Origin of the sequence: Tepiditoga spiralis, from assembly GCF_014701195.1 — a bacterium.
In the GTDB taxonomy this organism is placed as follows: domain Bacteria; phylum Thermotogota; class Thermotogae; order Petrotogales; family Petrotogaceae; genus Tepiditoga; species Tepiditoga spiralis.
This window is the reverse complement of sequence record NZ_AP018712.1, coordinates 1,831,373-1,851,153: the sequence shown is the minus strand read 5'-3', so window position 1 is coordinate 1,851,153 and position 19,781 is coordinate 1,831,373. Positions and strand designations below refer to the sequence as shown.

The 19,781-nt window shown below is 25.3% G+C and carries 15 protein-coding genes; 8 read left to right on the top strand and 7 right to left on the bottom strand.

Annotated elements, in window-relative coordinates:
- Positions 1 to 121: 121 nt before the first annotated feature.
- Positions 122 to 1,912, bottom strand: a complete 1,791-nt coding sequence (locus IGS63_RS08630; protein WP_232521190.1) for an AAA family ATPase — start codon at positions 1,910 to 1,912, stop codon at positions 122 to 124.
- 525 nt (positions 1,913 to 2,437) lie between these two features.
- Here IGS63_RS08630 and IGS63_RS11790 point away from each other — a divergent pair.
- Entirely contained in the window at positions 2,438 to 2,563 is a 126-nt protein-coding gene (locus IGS63_RS11790; RefSeq protein ID WP_269777924.1) for a hypothetical protein, read from the top strand.
- Positions 2,564 to 2,813: 250 nt separating this feature from the next.
- Positions 2,814 to 3,725 (top strand): right-handed parallel beta-helix repeat-containing protein, encoded by a 912-nt coding sequence (locus IGS63_RS08625; RefSeq protein ID WP_190614167.1) that lies wholly within the window; start codon positions 2,814 to 2,816, stop codon positions 3,723 to 3,725.
- 137 nt (positions 3,726 to 3,862) lie between these two features.
- On the opposite strand, the gene IGS63_RS08620 is transcribed toward IGS63_RS08625, so the two are convergent.
- The gene (locus tag IGS63_RS08620; protein WP_190614166.1) at positions 3,863 to 5,083 is read right to left on the bottom strand and encodes an adenosylhomocysteinase; all 1,221 of its coding nucleotides are present in this window, start codon (positions 5,081 to 5,083) and stop codon (positions 3,863 to 3,865) included.
- Positions 5,084 to 5,210: 127 nt separating this feature from the next.
- Here IGS63_RS08620 and IGS63_RS08615 point away from each other — a divergent pair, with 127 nt between their 5' ends.
- Together IGS63_RS08615 and IGS63_RS08610 are read left to right on the top strand one after the other, a co-directional pair.
- A complete protein-coding gene (locus IGS63_RS08615; protein ID WP_190614164.1) occupies positions 5,211 to 6,449 on the top strand; it encodes a putative DNA modification/repair radical SAM protein in 1,239 nt (412 codons plus the stop codon).
- Complete coding sequence (locus IGS63_RS08610) at positions 6,450 to 7,172, top strand: TIGR03915 family putative DNA repair protein (RefSeq protein ID WP_190614162.1); 723 nt, start codon at positions 6,450 to 6,452, stop codon at positions 7,170 to 7,172.
- Between the two features lie 6 nt (positions 7,173 to 7,178).
- Here IGS63_RS08610 and IGS63_RS08605 read toward each other — a convergent pair whose 3' ends face one another.
- The 5 genes from IGS63_RS08605 to glmS all read right to left on the bottom strand — a co-directional run bounded on the left by IGS63_RS08605 (position 7,179) and on the right by glmS (position 14,373).
- Positions 7,179 to 8,768 carry a hypothetical protein gene (locus tag IGS63_RS08605; protein WP_190614160.1) on the bottom strand — a complete coding sequence of 530 codons (1,590 nt, stop codon included), beginning with the start codon at positions 8,766 to 8,768 and terminating at the stop codon, positions 7,179 to 7,181.
- Positions 8,769 to 8,782: 14 nt separating this feature from the next.
- The gene (locus tag IGS63_RS08600) at positions 8,783 to 9,529 is read right to left on the bottom strand and encodes an ABC transporter ATP-binding protein (RefSeq protein WP_190614159.1); all 747 of its coding nucleotides are present in this window, start codon (positions 9,527 to 9,529) and stop codon (positions 8,783 to 8,785) included.
- A gap of 249 nt (positions 9,530 to 9,778) precedes the next feature.
- Positions 9,779 to 11,146, bottom strand: coding sequence for a peptidase associated/transthyretin-like domain-containing protein (locus IGS63_RS08595; protein WP_190614157.1), 1,368 nt, complete (start codon positions 11,144 to 11,146; stop codon positions 9,779 to 9,781).
- A gap of 16 nt (positions 11,147 to 11,162) precedes the next feature.
- Positions 11,163 to 11,633, bottom strand: a complete 471-nt coding sequence (locus tag IGS63_RS08590) for a hypothetical protein (protein WP_190614155.1) — start codon at positions 11,631 to 11,633, stop codon at positions 11,163 to 11,165.
- A gap of 913 nt (positions 11,634 to 12,546) precedes the next feature.
- Positions 12,547 to 14,373, bottom strand: a complete 1,827-nt coding sequence (gene glmS / locus IGS63_RS08585) for a glutamine--fructose-6-phosphate transaminase (isomerizing) (protein ID WP_190614153.1) — start codon at positions 14,371 to 14,373, stop codon at positions 12,547 to 12,549.
- A 419-nt stretch (positions 14,374 to 14,792) separates the two neighbouring features.
- On the opposite strand from glmS, the gene IGS63_RS08580 reads away from it, so the two are divergent.
- The 4 genes from IGS63_RS08580 to IGS63_RS08565 are packed head-to-tail and all read left to right on the top strand — an operon-like array spanning position 14,793 to position 19,728.
- On the top strand, positions 14,793 to 15,230 hold the full coding sequence (locus IGS63_RS08580; protein ID WP_190614151.1) for a MarR family winged helix-turn-helix transcriptional regulator: 438 nt from the start codon (positions 14,793 to 14,795) through the stop codon (positions 15,228 to 15,230).
- Positions 15,231 to 15,245: 15 nt separating this feature from the next.
- Positions 15,246 to 15,653 carry a 4Fe-4S dicluster domain-containing protein gene (locus IGS63_RS08575; RefSeq protein ID WP_190614150.1) on the top strand — a complete coding sequence of 136 codons (408 nt, stop codon included), beginning with the start codon at positions 15,246 to 15,248 and terminating at the stop codon, positions 15,651 to 15,653.
- Positions 15,654 to 15,658: 5 nt separating this feature from the next.
- Positions 15,659 to 17,881 carry an ABC transporter ATP-binding protein gene (locus IGS63_RS08570; RefSeq protein WP_190614149.1) on the top strand — a complete coding sequence of 741 codons (2,223 nt, stop codon included), beginning with the start codon at positions 15,659 to 15,661 and terminating at the stop codon, positions 17,879 to 17,881.
- Positions 17,878 to 19,728, top strand: a complete 1,851-nt coding sequence (locus tag IGS63_RS08565; protein WP_190614147.1) for an ABC transporter ATP-binding protein — start codon at positions 17,878 to 17,880, stop codon at positions 19,726 to 19,728. The genes IGS63_RS08570 and IGS63_RS08565 overlap by 4 nt, the downstream gene beginning before the upstream one ends.
- Positions 19,729 to 19,781: the final 53 nt, after the last annotated feature.

The window sequence follows — 19,781 nt, the reverse complement described above, 5'->3', positions numbered from 1 at the left end:
TTTTTAAAAAATTAAAAATAAGTTTTAATATTAGTTTTTATGACTTATATTTATAATAAAAATGCACGTTTTAATCGTGCATTTTTATTAAATTTTTTATATTTATTTTCTATTTAGATTGTTATTTATTAAGCATATTTTTAAGTTTTTCTATTGAAATACCTGTTAATTCAGAAATCATATTTATATCTAATCCTTTTTTTATCATTTCTTTAGCTATTTTTTCTTCTGGAGTTAATTCAATACCTTTATCCAAATTACTAATAATTTCAACTTCTTTTTTATCAAAAGCTATTGAAACTTTTATTATGTTATTTATTCCATAACTTTTTATTTCTTCTTCATACTTCTTTTCATTTATTTGATTTAGTCCATTTTTTGCACTGTCTTTTAAACTTTTATCTTCATCTCTATTGTACTTTTTAAACTCAATAATTATTCCCTTATCTGTTTTATCTTTTGGAATTAAAATAACATCTGCTCTTCCAAGGCCTGTTTCTCTATTACTCTTTATTATGTACTTTTCTTTTAAACCAACACTCATTCCAAGTATTAGTCCATGATAAAATCTTTCTGGTTCCTTTCCACTAACATCAAAGTAACTCAATGTGTTCATCGTTAAATCTTTAAATTGATCTGTAAAGGTTTTTATTCTTCCTACTTTTAGATTTAATAACATATTATCAAACTTTATTCTTTCTTCTTCAAGCATAGATACTACAGTTTTATTATAAAATATTTTTACTTCTTTATTTGGTATCTTTAAAGTATATCTTTCATAATCATGATTTATATTTTTTGTCCATTTTAAATATCCGCTGAATAAAAATAATGTCCATACAGACTCTTCTAAGTTGTTATTTAAGTCTCCATAAACCATAGTTTCATTTATTGTACTTTCAATTTCTTCACCATTTATTAGTTTTTCAATTTTATCTTTTAATTCAGCACTTCCTTGTTTTATTAATTGTTTAACCAAGAAATTTCCACTCGTATTCATCCAATATGGTCTTATTTTACCTTTATTCTTTGCAAGAGTTACTATAGAAAAAGGATTGTAAATTTCAACACCACCAAAGTTATAACCATTGTACCAATTTATAACTTCATCTTCTTCATATTCAAGTTCATAATACTTAAGTGTTTCTTCAACTTCTTCTTTAGTTAATCCATACTTATCATTGAATAGTTCATTTAATACAGTAGAAACTTCTAAGTTATTCACACCAGTAAAGATGCTTTCTTTAGAAACTCTTGTTATACCAGTAAGAACTGCTTTTTCAAGGTATACATTGTCTTTTAAAGCCATGCCAAATAAGTTACCAATTAAAGATATTATTTCATCATAGTATCCATGTAAGTAAGCTTGTTGAATTGGAGTATCGTATTCATCTATTAATATTATTACCTTTTTACTATAGTATCTTTCCATATACTTTGACAAGTTTCTTATAGAGTTTTCATATTCAGAATCATTAGCTTTTTTTAAGGTTATTGATTTATATACTAATTTTTCTTCTTCATCCAAAACATTTAAAACATACTTATGATCAATGTACAAAGTTGAAAGTTCAGAAATTAATAAATCATGCATTTTCTTTAAGTTATTAGATTTTAAATCCTTAAAGGTGATGTATATAACAGGATGTTTATTCAAATGTTTTTCTATTATATTTTTTTCTTTATAAATCTTTAAGTTTTTAAAGAGGTATTCGTTATTTTGAGTAATATCAAAAAAGTACTTCATCATAGATTGACTGAGAGTTTTACCAAACCTTCTTGGTCTTGTTATTAATAAAACATTTCCACTTTCAATAACTTCTTTAATTAACAAGCTTTTATCTACAAAGTACATATCTTCTTCTATTATAGTTTTAAAATCGCTTTGTCCTATTGGAAGCCTTTTTTTCATTTTTATCACCTCGTTTTATTATACCATAAATTAATAAATCATATGTTTATACAAAAAAAATTAGCAAAACAAACTTACAAAATTGTAAGTTTAAAGGTAAAAAAATAGTGTATAATGAGAAAGATTAATAATAACATAAAAAAATAAAAGCAATGATATAAATTAAATTTATTATATTGCATTTTAGTAAAAATATTGATTATTTTATAAAAATAGTTGACAACGTTTTTTTTTGATATAATGTTATTGATGTTCAAGTATACCATACACAGTGTTGGTATCCACAAAGTTTAGAACATCAAAAAATAACGTGTATATAACCAAATTAATGAACTCAAGAATAACGAAAATAATAAACAACAATGGGAAAGTTTTAAAAAATTTATTGAAACAAAAATAATTTATTATGAATTGTAGAACAAATATTTTATTCTAAGTATGGAGAAACAATTTATTATATTATAACTATATTATTTTTAATACTAATAGCTTTGCTATTAAAAATACAAGTGAGGAGGAGAAAAAGTGAGAAAAACGAAAAAGAGAACATCATGGTTAATATTTTTTACTTTTTTATTAACTATGATATCAATGAATGTATTTGCAAATTTTAACGGAGTTATTGATCAAAGTGTGATGATAGTATTCTAAACCAGTTACAAGAGCTGTTTGTGTAAAAAAAGTTTATAAACCACCTTATTTTGATCAAAATTGTTTTAAAGTAGCAAAATTACCATGCTACGCACTTGAAGAAACTCCGCCAGCATATGCTGCTTGCATTGCTGTAGCTGCTGCAGGATGTCAATTTTATGGAGAATGGCAATGTGTGAAGTTTAAAACTATAACAATTTATCCATGTAAAAATAATTAGAAGTTCACTTTATATTTTAGGAGGTTAAAAATGAAAAATAAATACTTTATATTTTTATTAATAATAATAAGTGTTTTAGGCTTTTCTACAGATATTAAAGTTGGATGTGTAAATTCTAAATATAAAACTATTCAAGAAGCATTAAACAATGCAAAAATTGGAGATACTATAATTTTAGAAAAAGGTACTTATCGAGAAAATGTAATAATAACAAAAGATGTAAATATTAAAGGAGAAGATGATGTTTTAATTCAACCTAAAAATAATGATAAATCAGTTTTTAAAATTTATGATTCTTCAAATGTTAATATATCTAATATAAAAATTACTTCTCCAGGAACTGGAATAAATATAATAAATGCTGGTGTACATTTAAATAATGTTGAAATTTATTCTTCTAAAGATGCAATTTTTGGATACCTATTTAATAATGATTTTTCTATGGAAAATTCTAAGTTATCAGGTAAAACAAAAAAATCAGAAAATGGTAAAGAAATTTATATTTCAAATTCAGGAATACACTTATTTAGAAATAATATGACTACTATTAAAAATAATAAAATTTCAGATTATGCTAATGCTATAATAATATCTACTTCAATGCATACAGAATCTAAAATAATAAATAATAGTATAAAATATTGTGTTAATGGAGTAGTTTTTCTTGGAGATATAAATTCAAATATATTTGATAATGAAATTATTAATATATATAATTATGCAGTATCTTTAAATGGAAAAATATATGCTGATATAGAAGATAATAAAATAGATTCTGAAAATTATAATTTATTTTTAAATGATGGAAAAACTTGTTTGTGTTCAAAAATGATTTTTTCTGGAAAAATTGTTGGAAAAAACAATGTAATAATAAAAAATGAGGATTTATTAGGAAAATACACTTTACCAAATAATTTTTATATTATAAAAAATGCTTTTTAATAAATACATTTTTATCTTTCAAAATACAAATAAAGTAAATTAAAAATTAATTAAAAAGTGCTTGATTCAAAAGTTCAGTTGAAATCAAGCACTTTTTAGTTTAATATTTTTTATAAAATATGTGTAATACTATAAATTTACTTCCAACTATTTAAATAATTTTTTTGATCTTCACTCAATGTATCAATTTCAATGCCAATAGTTTTTAATTTTATAGAAGCTACTTTTTTATCTATATCATAAGGTATTGGTTTTATAGAAATATCCATATTTTTATAATTTTCCATTATATACTTAGCTCCTTCAAGTTGAAGAGCAAAAGATAAGTCCATTATTTCAATTGGGTGTCCGTCTGCATTTGTTAAATTTACTAAACGACCTTTTCCAAGTAGAAATACACTTTTCCCATTAGGGAGTACATATTCTTCCACACCAGGTCTTACTTCTTTTTTTTCTACTTTTATTTTTTCTAAATCAGCAACTTTAACTTCAACATCAAAATGACCTGAATTAGCAAGTATAACTCCATCTTTCATGTTTAAAAATTGTTTTTCTGTTATTATATCAATATCTCCTGTTGCTGTTACAAATATATCTCCTATTTTACAAGCTTCATTCATTTTCATAACTCTAAATCCATCCATTATAGCTTCATTTGCCTTTATTGGATCAATTTCTGTAATGATAACATTAGCGCCAAGACCTTTAGCTCTCATTGCAATGCCTCTTCCGCACCAACCATATCCACCAACAACTACATTTTTTCCAGTAACCGTTATATTAGTAGATCTTATTATACCATCCCAAGTTGATTGCCCAGTTCCATATCTATTGTCAAACAAGTATTTCATGTATGAATCATTTATAGCTATTAAAGGAACAGATAATTTACCATCATTATAAAGTGCTTTATATCTTTTTACTCCTGTTGTGGTTTCTTCACAAATTCCCCAAAGGTTTTCAATTTTTTCCGGAAATTTTTCAATCAATCTTATTCCAAGGTCAGCACCATCATCTATTATTATGTTTGGATTAAATTCTAATACCTTATCCATATTTTTCCAGTAAATATCTTCATCTAATGTTTTTTCAGCATATACATGTATTCCATATTCTTTTAATGCTTCTGCAACTTCAGGTTGAGTTGTTAATGGATTACTACCAGTAATTGCCACATCTGCACCAAGTTGTTTTAATATTGTTGCAAGATAAGCTGTTTTTGCTTCCAAATGAATACTCATTGCAACTTTAACTCCATTAAAAGGTTTTTCATTTATATACATATCTCTTAAATAATTTACAACTTTCATATATTTTTCAACCCATTTGATTTTTTTTCTTCCAAGTTCTAAGTTCATACTTTCACCCCCATTTATTTTAATTTTATCATTTTCATAGTCAAATATAGTTACAAAAAAGTTAAGTTGACTTTCTTTTAGAAAAAGTATATAATGTAATTATACATATGTATAAGAGGTGAATTTTATGGACTTAAATGAAAAATTAAAAATTTTGTCTTCATCGGCTAAATACGATGTATCTTGTTCTTCAAGTGGAAGTGAGAGATTAAATATTGATGGAATTGGTAATACTGAAAAATCTGGAATTTGCCATAGCTGGGCTGCTGATGGAAGATGTATATCTTTATTAAAAGTTTTATATACAAATTATTGTAAATTTGACTGTGCTTATTGTATAAATAGAAAGAGTAACAACATAAAAAGAACTACTTTTTCTCCTGAAGAATTAGTAAATTTAACTTTATCCTTTTATAAGAGAAATTATATAGAAGGATTATTTTTAAGTTCTGGAATAATAAAATCAGCAAACTATACAATGGAAAAAATGTTTATTGTAGTAAAAAAATTAAGAGAAAAAAATTTTAATGGTTATATACATTTAAAAGCCATACCAGGTGCTGATAAAGAATTAATAAGAAAAGCTGGTTTTTATGCAGATAGAATGAGTGTAAATATTGAATTGCCAACACAAAAAAGTTTGGCGGTTTTAGCTCCTGATAAAAGCAAAGAAAATATATTAAAACCTATGAAATATATTGGTTCAAATGCTTTAGTGAGCATTAGTGAAAGAAAAAAATTTAAAACTGCTCCTTCATTTGTGCCAGCAGGACAAAGCACACAAATGATAATAGGAGCATCTCCAGATAGTGATAAAACTATAATAAATTTATCTGAAAAATTATATAAAAACTTTAATTTAAAAAGAGTTTATTATTCTGCATTTATTAAAGTAAATACAGATTCAAAACTACCACAAAAAAATGCTTCACTATTAAGAGAGCATAGATTATATCAAGCTGATTGGCTTTTGCGATATTATAAATTCAGTGCTAATGAAATTTTAGATGAAAATGAGCCATTTTTAAATGAAAAATTAGATCCAAAATCAATGTGGGCTATAAGAAACTTTAATTTATTTCCAATTGAAGTAAACAAAGCACCTTATGAAATGTTAATTAGAGTTCCTGGTATTGGCATAAATTCTGCATTAAAAATAATTAAAACCAGAAAATATGAAAATATTAACTTTGAAATTTTAAAAAAGATAAGGGTAGTTTTAAAAAGAGCAAAGTATTTTATAACCTGTAATGGTAAATTTCAAGGTTATATTTTTAAAGATCCAAAGAACTTAAAAAATGTTTTAAGTTCAAAAAATAAAAGTATACCATTATTTTTAAAAAATATTCCAGAAAGGACTTATTAAATGATTTATCAATATGATGGAAGTTTTGAAGGATTGATGAGTTTATTTTACTATTTAATAAGAAAAAAAATAATTCCACAAAATATAAATAATGAAGATAATTCATTATTAAATTCTGCATTTATTTCAACTGATTTTGAAAATTCTAAAAAATTAATTCTTTATTTAAAAAAAAATTATCCAACTGTTTTAGAAAAAATATTCTATGCATTTTTATCTGAAATAAAAGGCTTTGAAAAAAGTTCATTTGAATTTTTAATTTTAACTTTGAGCAAAAAAATGGATCCTTCTAATTTATTTAGTTATACATACGTAAAAGATATAAATGTATATTATAAAAAAGTAACAAACGATGCTCATAGATATTTAGGATTGATTAGATTTAAAGAATTAAAAGATGGAACATTTTTTTCATCAATAAAACCAATTTATAATGTTATTCCATTACTAACTCCGCATTTTATCAATAGATTTAAAAATGAAAAGTTTATTCTTCATGATATAAAAAGAAGATACATTGTAATGTATGATAAAAAGGTTGAATTTATGCAAGTAAAAAATTTAAATTTAAGTGATGAATACCATCAAAACGAAATTAAATTTCAAAACTTGTGGAAGACTTATCATAAATATACTGCAATTGAAGAAAGATACAATTTAAAGTTGCAAAATAAATTTATTCCAAATAGATTTTGGAAATATTTAATTGAAAATAGGGGCTAAAAGCCCCTATTCCCAACTTTCTATTAATTTTTTTATTTTATTCATTTCTTTTCTTGTTTTAGAAAGAATAAATAGTATTAAAATTATAGGTATTCCTAAAAATATTAAATGTGAAAAAATTATAGGTATATTTTTAAAAATCCAAAATGGTCCATGCTTTATTAACATTTGTTCAAAAGTTAATAAAACAAATATTATTAATGAATATCCCATAGAAACACCTTCAAGCATAAAAATTTCTTTAGTGGATAAGATATTTTTTTGTTTAGTATCTCTTTTTGGATTTTTTAAAAATAGTCTTGCACCAAATATTGAAGAATAAAACATTATTATAAGCATAGGAACAATAAAAAATATTCCAGAAATATCTAATTTATCTTTTATACCTAAAAATATTAATACAGCAAAGTATTCTAACATAAAAATTGTTACTGGGATTATAATTTTTCTATTAACAATAGTACTAATTTTTACTGGAAATAATCTTGGCAAAGGCCAAATTTTTGTATCTTCTGCAAGCATTATAATTGTTAAATAAGCAGAATAAAAAGCAGCTATTATTATAAACATTATAGATATAAAGGTTATACTATTATTTCCCGTAAAGAAGAATATTGCAGATAATGCAATAGGATAAAAAATCATAAATATTGATTGTGAATCTCTAGATAATAATTTCAAGTCTTTTTTCAAAAGAGGCATTCCACTTATTTTTATATTTTTAATCTTTTTTGAACTTTTTTTAGATTTCATTCCAAAGTCCATTTTATTAGAAAAGTAATAAAAAACAAAAGTAAAAATTATACTAAAAATAATCATAATTGCTATACTGGAATAATTTCCATTTATTCCATTTATCATTTGAGTATGTGGAAAAGCAGGGAAAAGTATAAAATTAAGAGCACCTTTTATTCCGTCAACAAAAACTTTTGGATCGGTAGTTTTTATTTTAGAAATTAAATTTGTAGAAATGATATATATTAATAAACTTCCAAAACTCATTAACATAGCAGTTCTTTTTGCTGCTGTTTTACCAATAAAAAGCGATAACAACATAGAAATAATTAATGCTAATATTCCCAATAAGTAAACAAATAAAGTTATAGATAATATTGAAGCTATTATGCTTCCTTTTAAAATTATTGCGTGAACTATTGAAAGAGGAATTAACATTCCAAGAGGCATACCTGATAATATTAAGCTATCTATTGCTGCTGATAAAAAAATTGTTGATCTCTTTATTGGCATTGTCAAAAATAACTCAGTCATATCTCCATCATATAAATTTACTACTAAATATGAAGAAAAAGTCATCAAAAACATTATTCCTAATCCAATATATGTAGATGAAAAAATTATATCTACAAAATTATATGTAGATTGTATACCAAATTTAGTCAATGGTATAGCACTATTTTTAAAAGCATAATAGTAAATTGGAGCTAATATTAATCCTAATGTTGCAGATATAGACAAAGTTAATATTATAGAAATAATGGGATTTGTTGGTTTTCTTTCTTTACCATTTTTTTTCTTTTTTGAATATCTTGATTTATTTTGAAATGAATATTTTATTAATAAAGATAAATCACTCATATTAAAACCACTCCTTAAAGTTCTTTTATGACATCTTCTATACTGTCATCACCAGTTAGTTCTAAGAAAATATCTTCAAGAGAACCTTTATTTTCTGTAGAATTTCTCAATTCTTCAATTGTACCTTCTGCAAGCATTCTACCCTCTTTTATTATTCCTATTCTATCACACATCTTTTCGGCAATTTCAAGTATATGAGTTGTTAAAAAGATTGTCATTCCTTCATCTCTATATTTATGTAAAAGTTCTTTTAATATTTTTGCTGATCTTGCATCCAATCCAACTGTTGGTTCATCTAAAAATATTACTTCAGGTTTTCTCATTAAAACAGAAGCAACCATTAATTTTTGTTTCATACCATGAGAAAAGTCACCTATATAATTATTTAAATAATCAATTTCAAAAGCATCACAAATTTCATCAAATCTTTTTTTAGTTTCATCTTTATTTAATTTGTATATTCCCATTATAAATTCTATGTATTCAAAACCTTTTAGATTTTCATACATTTTTGGTTCATCTGGTACAACACCAATTCTTCTTTTAATTTCTAATTCATTATTAAATAAATTTAGATTTAAAATTTCAACATCTCCAGAGGTTGGTTTGAGTGTTCCAGTGAGCATTCTAATAGTTGTTGTTTTTCCTGCTCCATTAGGTCCTAAAAAGCCATAAATTTCTCCTTTTTTAATATTTAAAGTGACTTCGTTTACTGCTTTGTAATTTCCGAATTCTTTCACAAGTTTAATTGCTTTTAACATAAAATACCTCCTTATGTATAATTTTTTTATTTTAAAAATTATACTATTTTTTATAAAAAAAGTCAAGTAATACTTTTATTTTTTTAATTTTTTTATTGTTTAAATTTAAAATAATAAAAAAATTAATAAAAAATAAACAATGTTATTTTTTTACATTGTATTAAAATTTTAAGATAATTATTTATAGTTTTATATAATAAAATACTTCCATTAAGGAAGTATTTTATTAAGTACTATTAATATTATAAATTAATTTGATAGTGTATAAGCAGGTGGGTTTATATTAACTGGACTAAGAGGTAAATTAAATACATATTCAATGGATCTTCTAAGAAGTAAAATATACCAATCATTATCATAATCTGAATGATTTATGTAAAATTCTAAAGGTGTTGTTGATGAAACAACTCTTCCGTTTCCATATCTATATTCTATATATGTTGGATATTGTTCACTTGTAGTATGTTCTTTAATAAATACAACTAAGTTTTCAATATTTGCATTTTTTAAATTATCAAACCCTCCATGACTTGCATAATTTCCTTCTAAAGAACGATCAAATGGGAATCCTTCTAATAATGGATGAGTTTTATTAACTAAATCATTATAACTATCATAAGTATCTCTCCAAGTTATTCCACCAGGTAAAGTTCCAGTAAAATCTCCTGAATTCCAACCGTTATCACAAGCTATCCAAAATAAAGTTCCACCATTTCTAACAAATGTATCAAATTTATTTGAATTTTCTTTATATATATTATAAAAATCTGTTGTTTGATCTCCTTCTATTATTATTGACCATGAAGTATTAAAACTACTTAAATTGTTCATATCCGTTGAATTTTTTATTTCATATTGATGTAAACCAGTGCCTTCTGTAAAATCCATATCTTTTAAAATATTTGGTATAGCATCCGAAGCACCCCATGCAGCAATATCTCTAAAGATGACAACATGTTCTGATGCTTTTCTTAATATTAGATTTGGAGCAACAGTATTTTTTAAGTTTTCAATTAATATTGGAGCTGCGTCAGCTGAATATTTTGAATTTTTTGAAGGATCGTGTGCATAAATAACATAATTTCCAACAGGTACAAATTCAAATGAATAATTTCCATTTTTATCTGAAAAAGTATACATATCAGGTAATGGTTCACCTTTAGGTGTTCTTATTTCCAATAAAATACCAGTATTGTCTGATTTATCTATGTATTTTACGTTACCATTTAGAGTTCCGTAATCACTCAAAGGATATAATACTAAGGTACTATCTAAAGTTATTTCTTTATTATCTTCTACGTTGATAAATTTTTTTGTTGGAAAATATCCATTTTTTTCTGCTTTAATAATATAATTTCCAGCAGGGATGTTTTCTAATGAAAAATTACCATTTTTATCGGATAATGTAGCACTTATAGTAGAGATAGCATCTATAGGGCTAAAACCGTTTTCTAATCCTTCAATAGAAATTTTTATATTCTCATGATTATTTGAATCATTTAAAACAGAAATACCTGATATATCACTATTTCCTAATAATGGATCTATTTTTTGGCAAGAAAATAATGTTAAGATTAATAAGATTGATAATACTGCTATATAAATATATTTTTTCATAAAATTTTCCTCCTTTTTAGAATCTTAATCCAAGTTCTCCGTATACTCCGTAAATACCAAATGTTTGCTGAAATGAAAGATCAATTATTGTGTTAATTCCTCCAGTTAAAACTATGGGTCCTAAATACAATGAAAGCCCAGCTTTTGTTAAATACATAGTATAAGAGTACAATGAAAATTCACTTTTATAATATTGAAATATAGGGCTTATTCCTGTAAAAAATTTAAAATTATTAAGAGGTAATTGAGCTAAAAGAAAAGTTGTTGGTTGAAGATAAGTTAATTCACCTGTTTCAATAGTATCTGGTGGTAAAAAAACACCAAATTCTAAGCCGATAATATCTTTATCTCCTAATATAACATTAGTTCCATAAAAAGTTCTCTCGTATCCTGATAGTTCCAATAAATAACTTCCTGACAATTGGAAACTAAATGTAAAAATAGTAAAACTTAAAACAAACAATAAAATAAGTAGTTTTTCTTTCATACTTTTCCCTCCTTTTTATTATATTACGTTTTTTTATAATTAAAATTAAATTTTAATATTTTATTTATAATGTTTTAACGAAAACCATAACAATAAATTATATCATATTTTTATAGTTTATAAAAATATTGATTAAATACTAATATAGAGTAAAATAATCAAATAAATGCTTGATTTTTTTTATAATTTGAAAATCAAGCATTTATTTGTATATAATTTTTTATTAAATTTATATGAAAGTGAAGTATTAATCTTTAAATTATTTGTTTTTTTAGATAAGAATATCTGAGTATCAGGTATTACTAAAGCTAATCTTGTATTTGGTAATGTATAGTAATTATTATAGAGATCTAAATTTAAAATTTAGATCTCTATAAGGATCAACCCCTATTATTTTTGCCAATACATTTTCCTTTAAATGATGTGCAAATGAAATTCCAAACATTTCTGTATTTTCATTTACTAAAACGTATATTTTTTTGTTTATTTTTTTCTTCCGTTTATAAAGTATGGATATTTTTCTTAAATTATCTTATTATTTTTTTTAACAAAAATTTTTTTATTAAATTATTTGACTTATCTCCAATAAAATTAAGTGTATGCACAACATTCTTAAAAGATCCTCTTGATGTATCTCTTAAATCTAACAATAAGTACTTTGTATCATTTTTTAAATTATAAATGATATCTCTAAAATCGTAATAATAATAGTTTTTATAAAAAATCTTTTCTGTATATTCTATTTAAATTTCCAAAATTCTTTTTTATACAAATAAAAAAATGTGCCCTTTCGGGCACTTAATTTTGGGATCTTTTATCTCAGGGGGGATTTCTTATATTTTCATTTTTATTCTATCTTTACCGTGTTAATAATAAGTTTCTTAAGTTAATTAATTGTTTAATTGTAGTAACTTTATTCTACGGTTACGGATTTTGCTAAGTTCCTTGGTTTATCAACATCATTGCCTCTTGCAATTGACACATAATAAGCAAATATTTGCATTGGTATTATGCTTAAAACAGGGGTTAAGATGTCTAATGTTTCTGGTATATATATAACATCATCTGCAACCTTTACAACATCTTTATTACTTTCAAGAGTAACAACTATTACTTTTGCACCTCTTGCTTTAACTTCTTTTATATTAGAAATCATTTTTTCTGTAAGTCTTTTTTGTGTTGAAATTGCTATGACTAATGTTCCCTTTTCAACGAGGGCTATTGTTCCATGTTTTAACTCTCCTGCTGGTATTGCAAATGAATTTATATAAGATATTTCTTTTAATTTTAATGAAGCTTCCATTGAAATATCAACATCAATACCTCTTCCCATAAAAAATATACTGTTATTATTAAAATTGTTATCTGCTAATTCTTGGATTTGTTTTGTATTTTTAAGTATTTTTTCTATTTTTTCTGGTAAAACTTTTAGTTCTTTTATTATTTCAAAATATCTTTTTTCTGTAAGCTTTTCATTTGTTATTCCCATGTGAAGTGCAATTAAATATAAAGCTATGAGTTGAGTTGTAAATGCTTTTGTTGAAGCAACTGCAATTTCAGGTCCAGCCCAAGTATAAAAAACATCATCAGATTCCCTTGCAACAGAACTTCCTACAACATTTACAACAGATAATACCCTTGCACCCTTTCTTTTAGCTTCTCTTAAAGCGGCTAAGGTATCAAGTGTTTCGCCTGATTGACTAACTGCAATGAATAGAGTATTTTTGTCTACAAATGGATCGGAATATCTAAATTCTGAAGCAACATCAACATAAACTGGTATTTTTGCAAAATTTTCTATTGCACGTTTTGCTACAAGTCCTGCATGATAGGCTGTTCCACAAGCTACTATATAAATTTTATTTATTCTTTCTAAGTCTTTTTTTGTGATTTTTATACCATCTATATATACTTTATCTTCTTTTAAACGTCTAAATAGTGTTTCATGTACTCCTTTTGGTTGTTCATTAATTTCTTTCATCATAAAATGTTCAAAGCCATCTTTTTTTGCTGACTCAACATCCCAATTAACTTTATATACTTCTCTTTTTACTTCTTGCCTCAATTCATTGTATATTTTTATATCATTTTTTGTTAAAACAACAACTTCTCCATTTTCTATTAAATATACATTTCTTGTGTACTTTAAAAGTGCTGGTATATCAGAAGCTATAAAATTTTCTTCTTTTCCTATTCCAACTATTAATGGACTATCTTTTCTAACGGCTATTATTTTGTCTGGTTCTTGTTTACAAAGAACTCCTATAGCATAAGCACCTTCCATTTTATCTATTGCCTTATAAACCGCATCTAATAAATCTCCATTATAGAAATGATTTATGAGATGTGCTATTACTTCTGTATCTGTTTCAGATTTGAATTTAATATCGTGTTCTTTTATCAACCATTCTTTTAATTGAATATAATTTTCAATAATACCATTATGAATAACTGCAATATTGTTATTTTCACTTGTATGAGGATGTGAATTAACATCAGATGGTTCGCCATGCGTTGCCCATCTTGTGTGACCTATTCCAACATTTCCATACAAATTTTCTTTTTCAACATTTTCTTTTAAAACGGATAATCTTCCTTTGAATTTTCTAACTTTTAATTCTTCTTCAGAAAGAAGTGCCATTCCAGCAGAATCATAACCTCTATATTCCAACTTATCCAATCCGTCTATTAACACTTCTCTTGCATTTTTGTTTCCTATATATCCAACTATTCCACACATTTTTATTCCTCCAAAAAAATAAAATGCAAATTGATTGCATTTTTTTATTTTTATTTTTTGATATTTGGATTTTTTTGTCCTCAAAGTTTCCTTTGAGTTTTGTAAATCCTTTAAGGACTATACCAATGCCCCGAAACCATCCGCCGAATATTCGATAAGTTTCGATCCTCGTCACCCATTAAGGGTCTGGCGCTTTTTTTAACTGAATTCACCTCCTTTTTATTTTATTTTTAATTTATCACCTCCATATAAAAAATCATACAAACTATTTTATCATAAAAAACATTAATATGCAAAAATATATTTTTAAAATGTTACTATTAATAGAGATTATAATGCTTGACTTATATTTTTTTTTGATATATAATTATTTCGTATGCGAAATATTCTTATAGAAAATATAATCAAGGAGAATGTATATGAATGAAGTAGAAAAAGGTATTAAAGCTGTAAAGTATTTAAAAAATATAATGAATCACATGAGAAATAAAATTAAACAAAATTTTGAGGAATTTAACTTAACTGGACCACAAGGTATGCTAATTGGAACTTTAGCAAAACATAAAAAAATGAAAATTAGTGATTTAAGTAAAGAATTAGGTTTATCAAATAGTACTATTTCTGGAATAGTTGACAGATTAGAAAAACAAAAAATGGTTGAAAGAATCCGTAGTGAAAAAGATAGAAGAGTTGTTTATGTAACAATAACTAAAGATTTTCAAAAAGAATTTCAAAAAAGTTTTGAAAATATAGAAAAGAATTTTGAAATAATGATGAATAATGCATCATCCGAAGATATAAATTCAATTCTTGATGGTTTAGAAAAATTAGAAAAATTATTAAAAACTGAAGAGTAGTTGGAGGTATACATAATGAAAGATTGGAAAATTTATTATGAAGAAATGAAATCTAAAACAAATTATACAATTGATTATCCAATTTGTGGTGGAGCTGGTGAGTGTATAACAGCTTGTCCAAGAGGAAAAGAAATATGGAAATTTAAAACCATGAAAGTATCTTTAATGGGTATTGATAAAAGAATTAGAAAGCGTCCCGTAATGATTCATCCAGAACTATGCTTGAATTGTAACTCCTGTATAATGGCTTGTCCAACGGGTGCATTAAGAAATAAAGAAAAAACTATAAAAAGTAGATTTTTTTCAGTTTTCTATAATACATTAAGGCTACCTTTTAAAAAAAAGTATAATTTAAAATTTTTATCAACAGAAGAACATAAAAAAGCTTTTTTAGAAAACAATAAAAAATTAGGAAAGGAGTAAATTAAATGACAAAACTTTTTAGGTATTTAAAACCTTTTGCTTTTATCATATTACTTGCTATTTTGTTTGTTTCTGTTAGATCATTGAGTGATTTGGCATTACCAGATTATATGTCAAAGATAGTAAATGTTGGAATACAGCAAAATGGAATAGAAAATTCTGTTCCAATAGCAATTAGAAAAAGTACAGTAGATAAATTAAGTTTATTTTTGTCTACAAATGAAAAAAAAGAACTTTCTAAGAATTACATTTATATTGATAAAACCAAAAAAGAGTATGCAATATATTTAAAAAAATATCCAATTTTAAAAAAAGAGCCTATTTATGTATTGAAAAATAATGATTCAAAAACATTAGAACCATTAAAAAAAATATTTGGAAAAGGTTTTTTAGCTATTGAAGGAATAGAAAAGCTAAAAGAAAATGAAAAAGATGGTTTTATAGATTTAAATGGTACAAAAATACCTGCTAAGTTAAATATATATTCATTTTTATCATTTTTGCCTGAAACTCAAAGAATTGAAATGGCAAATTCAATGAATGAAAAATTTACCTCTCTTGGAGATAATATGGTAAATCAAGCAGCGGTTTCTTATTTAAAAAAAGAATATGATGCAGTTGGAATAAATACTTCTAAACTTCAAAGTAAATATATAATAAATACTGGTTTATTTATGCTTTTGCTATCGTTATTGAGTGGAATAAGTACAATTTTAGTTGGATTCTTAGCGGCAAAAACGGCAGCTGGAGTGGCAAAAAATTTAAGAAGAGATGTTTTTTCAAAGGTTCAAAAATTTTCAAATGCTGAATTTGACAAATTTTCTACTTCTTCTTTGATTACAAGAACTACAAATGATATTACACAGATACAACAAGTTGTTTTTATGATAATAAGAATACTATTTTATGCACCTATAATAGGTATAGGTGGAGTTTTTAAAGCTCTTCAAAAGAGTGCTTCAATGTCTTGGATAATAGCTCTTGCCGTTTTAGTATTACTTGGTTTGATTTTAATCGTATTTTCTGTAGCTTTTCCAAAGTTTAAAATAGTTCAAAAATTAATAGATAAATTGAACTTAGTTGCAAGAGAAAATTTATCTGGTCTTATGGTTATAAGAGCATTCAATACACAAAAATTTGAAGAAAAAAGATTTGATAAGGCTAATTTAGATTTAACAAATGTTTCTCTTTTTGTAAATCGTATAATGGTAGTTATGATGCCTGCAATGATGTTAATTATGAATGGAGTTTCAATTTTAATAGTTTGGGTTGGAGCACATCAAATAGCTAATTCAAGCATGCAGGTTGGAGATATGATGGCTTTTATGCAATATGCTATGCAAATTATTTTTTCATTTTTAATGTTAGCAATTATGTTTATAATGGTGCCAAGAGCTTCTGTATCTGGTCAACGTATTGCTAAAGTATTAGAAACAGATGCTTCTATAAAAGATCCTGAAAATCCAAAAAATTTAGATGAAGCTAAAGGTGAAATAGAATTTAAAAATGTTTCATTCAAATACAATGGTGCAGAAGAAAACATGTTAAAAAATATAACTTTTAAAGCTAAACCAAAACAAACAACTGCAATAGTTGGATCAACTGGTTCTGGAAAAACAACATTGATAAATTTAATCCTCAGATTTTATGATGCAACCGAAGGAGAAATATTAATTGATGGAATTAATATTAAAGATTTAAAACAGAGTGAATTGAGAAAACAAATAGGTTATGTTCCTCAAAAAGGAATTTTATTTAGTGGAACTATAAAGTCTAACTTAAAGTATGCAAATGAAAATTCTACTGACGAAGATATTGTTAAAACAGCAAAAATAGCACAAGCTATGGAATTTATTGAAAAAAGTCCTAAAAAATTTGATACAGAAATATCACAAGGCGGATCTAATGTTTCTGGAGGTCAAAAACAAAGATTATCTATTGCTCGTACAATTTTAAAGAAACCAAAAATATATATCTTTGATGATAGTTTTTCTGCATTAGATTTTAAAACTGCAGCTCAATTAAAAAGAGATTTGAAAGAAGAAACAAAGAATAGTACAGTTATAATAGTAGCTCAACGTATTTCAACTGTAAAGAATTCAGATCAAATTATCGTATTAGATGAAGGGAAAATAGTTGGAATTGGAACTCACGATTATTTAATGAAAAATTGTGTACCTTATCAAGAAATTGCATTATCCCAGTTATCAAGGGAGGAATTAGCATGAGTGAAAAAACACAAAGAAGAAGAGGTGGCTTTGGACACGGACCTGGTGGAATTATGAGAGGTGGAGAAAAAGCCAAAAACTTTAAAAAAACTATGAAACAATTAATTGCATACTTAAGTCCTTTTAAATTTTCATTCATAATTGTTTTTATTTTTGCAGTGCTTAGTACAATTTTTACAATAGTAGGCCCTAAAATTTTAGGAAAAGCTACTACAAAGTTATTTGAAGGAATAATGGGAAAAATAACTGGTACTGGGAATGGAATAGATTTTGCATATATTGGCAATATAATACTCTTGCTTGCAGGACTATATTTAATAAGTGCATTGTTTAGTTATATTCAAGGATGGATAATGTCAAGTGTATCTATGAAGGTTACTTATAAATTACGTAAAGAAATTTCTGAAAAAATAAATAGATTACCTTTAAAATATTTTGATAAAACAACACAAGGTGAAGTTCTTTCAAGAATAACAAATGATGTTGATACAGTAAGTCAAACATTAAATCAAAGTTTAACACAGTTAATTACTTCATTTACAGCTGTTGTTGGTGTATTAATAATGATGTTGAGTATAAGTTGGCAAATGACTTTAATAGCACTTGCAATAATTCCTGTATCTTTTATGTTGATTATAGGTATAATAAAACAATCTCAAAAATATTTTAAACAACAACAAGATTATTTGGGTCATGTTAATGGTCATATTGAAGAAATGTATGGCGGACACATAATAATGAAAACTTTTAATGGAGAAGAAAAAAGTATTAAAAAGTTTGATAAATATAATAATGTGTTGTATGGTGCAGCATGGAAATCTCAATTTTTATCAGGATTGATGATGCCAATAATGTCTTTTGTTGGAAATTTAGGATATGTAGCAATAAGTGTTCTTGGAGGATATTTAGCTTCAAAAAAAGCTTTGGAAGTTGGAGATATACAGGCTTTCATTCAATATGTAAGGTCTTTTACTCAGCCAATAACACAACTTGCAAATATTTCAAATATTTTACAGCAAACTGCGGCTTCATCAGAACGTGTTTTTGAATTTTTAGATGAAGAAGAAGAAATTGAAGAAATAAAAAATCCAGCAAAAATACCAGAAGTTCATACAGGTGTTGAATTTAAAAATGTACATTTTGGATATACTGATAAAATAGTAATTAAGAATTTTTCTACATCTGTAAAAGCAGGTCAAAGAATTGCAATAGTAGGTCCAACTGGTGCTGGTAAGACAACAATAGTAAAATTATTAATGCGCTTTTATGATGTAAATGATGGCGAGATATTAGTTGATGGAAATAACATAAAAAATTATAAGAGAAATGATTTACGTTCACTTTTTGGTATGGTATTGCAAGATACATGGCTATACAATGGAAGTATAATGGATAATATACGATATGGAAGACTTGATGCAACAAATGAAGAAGTAATAAAAGCAGCTAAAATGGCTCATGTAGATAGCTTTGTTCACAATTTACCAAAAGGTTACGATATGATTTTAAATGAAGAAACAAGCAATATTTCTCAAGGAGAAAAGCAATTAATTACAATAGCAAGAGCTATTCTTGCAGATCCTAAAATATTAATACTTGATGAGGCTACAAGCTCTGTTGATACTCGTACTGAAGTCAAAATACAAAAGGCAATGAATAATTTAATGAAAGATAGAACGAGTTTTATAATTGCTCATCGTTTATCTACAATAAGAGATGCTGATTTAATATTGGTAATGAATGAAGGAGATATAGTAGAACAAGGAAAACATAAAGAACTTCTTACAAGAAAAGGTTTTTATGCAAATCTTTATAACAGTCAATTTGAAAATGCTGAAATATCTTAAAAATGTGTGAGTAAACTCACACATTTTTTTATTCAAATTATTAGTAATTGACA

Coding starts and splice junctions, on each gene's coding strand:
- IGS63_RS08630 (WP_232521190.1), bottom strand. CDS start 1,912: ATGAAAAAAAGGCTTCCAATAGGACAAAGCGATTTTAAAACTATAATA.
- IGS63_RS08625 (WP_190614167.1), top strand. CDS start 2,814: ATGAAAAATAAATACTTTATATTTTTATTAATAATAATAAGTGTTTTA.
- IGS63_RS08620 (WP_190614166.1), bottom strand. CDS start 5,083: ATGAACTTAGAACTTGGAAGAAAAAAAATCAAATGGGTTGAAAAATAT.
- IGS63_RS08615 (WP_190614164.1), top strand. CDS start 5,211: ATGGACTTAAATGAAAAATTAAAAATTTTGTCTTCATCGGCTAAATAC.
- IGS63_RS08610 (WP_190614162.1), top strand. CDS start 6,450: ATGATTTATCAATATGATGGAAGTTTTGAAGGATTGATGAGTTTATTT.
- IGS63_RS08605 (WP_190614160.1), bottom strand. CDS start 8,768: ATGAGTGATTTATCTTTATTAATAAAATATTCATTTCAAAATAAATCA.
- IGS63_RS08600 (WP_190614159.1), bottom strand. CDS start 9,529: ATGTTAAAAGCAATTAAACTTGTGAAAGAATTCGGAAATTACAAAGCA.
- IGS63_RS08595 (WP_190614157.1), bottom strand. CDS start 11,146: ATGAAAAAATATATTTATATAGCAGTATTATCAATCTTATTAATCTTA.
- IGS63_RS08590 (WP_190614155.1), bottom strand. CDS start 11,633: ATGAAAGAAAAACTACTTATTTTATTGTTTGTTTTAAGTTTTACTATT.
- glmS (WP_190614153.1), bottom strand. CDS start 14,373: ATGTGTGGAATAGTTGGATATATAGGAAACAAAAATGCAAGAGAAGTG.
- IGS63_RS08580 (WP_190614151.1), top strand. CDS start 14,793: ATGAATGAAGTAGAAAAAGGTATTAAAGCTGTAAAGTATTTAAAAAAT.
- IGS63_RS08575 (WP_190614150.1), top strand. CDS start 15,246: ATGAAAGATTGGAAAATTTATTATGAAGAAATGAAATCTAAAACAAAT.
- IGS63_RS08570 (WP_190614149.1), top strand. CDS start 15,659: ATGACAAAACTTTTTAGGTATTTAAAACCTTTTGCTTTTATCATATTA.
- IGS63_RS08565 (WP_190614147.1), top strand. CDS start 17,878: ATGAGTGAAAAAACACAAAGAAGAAGAGGTGGCTTTGGACACGGACCT.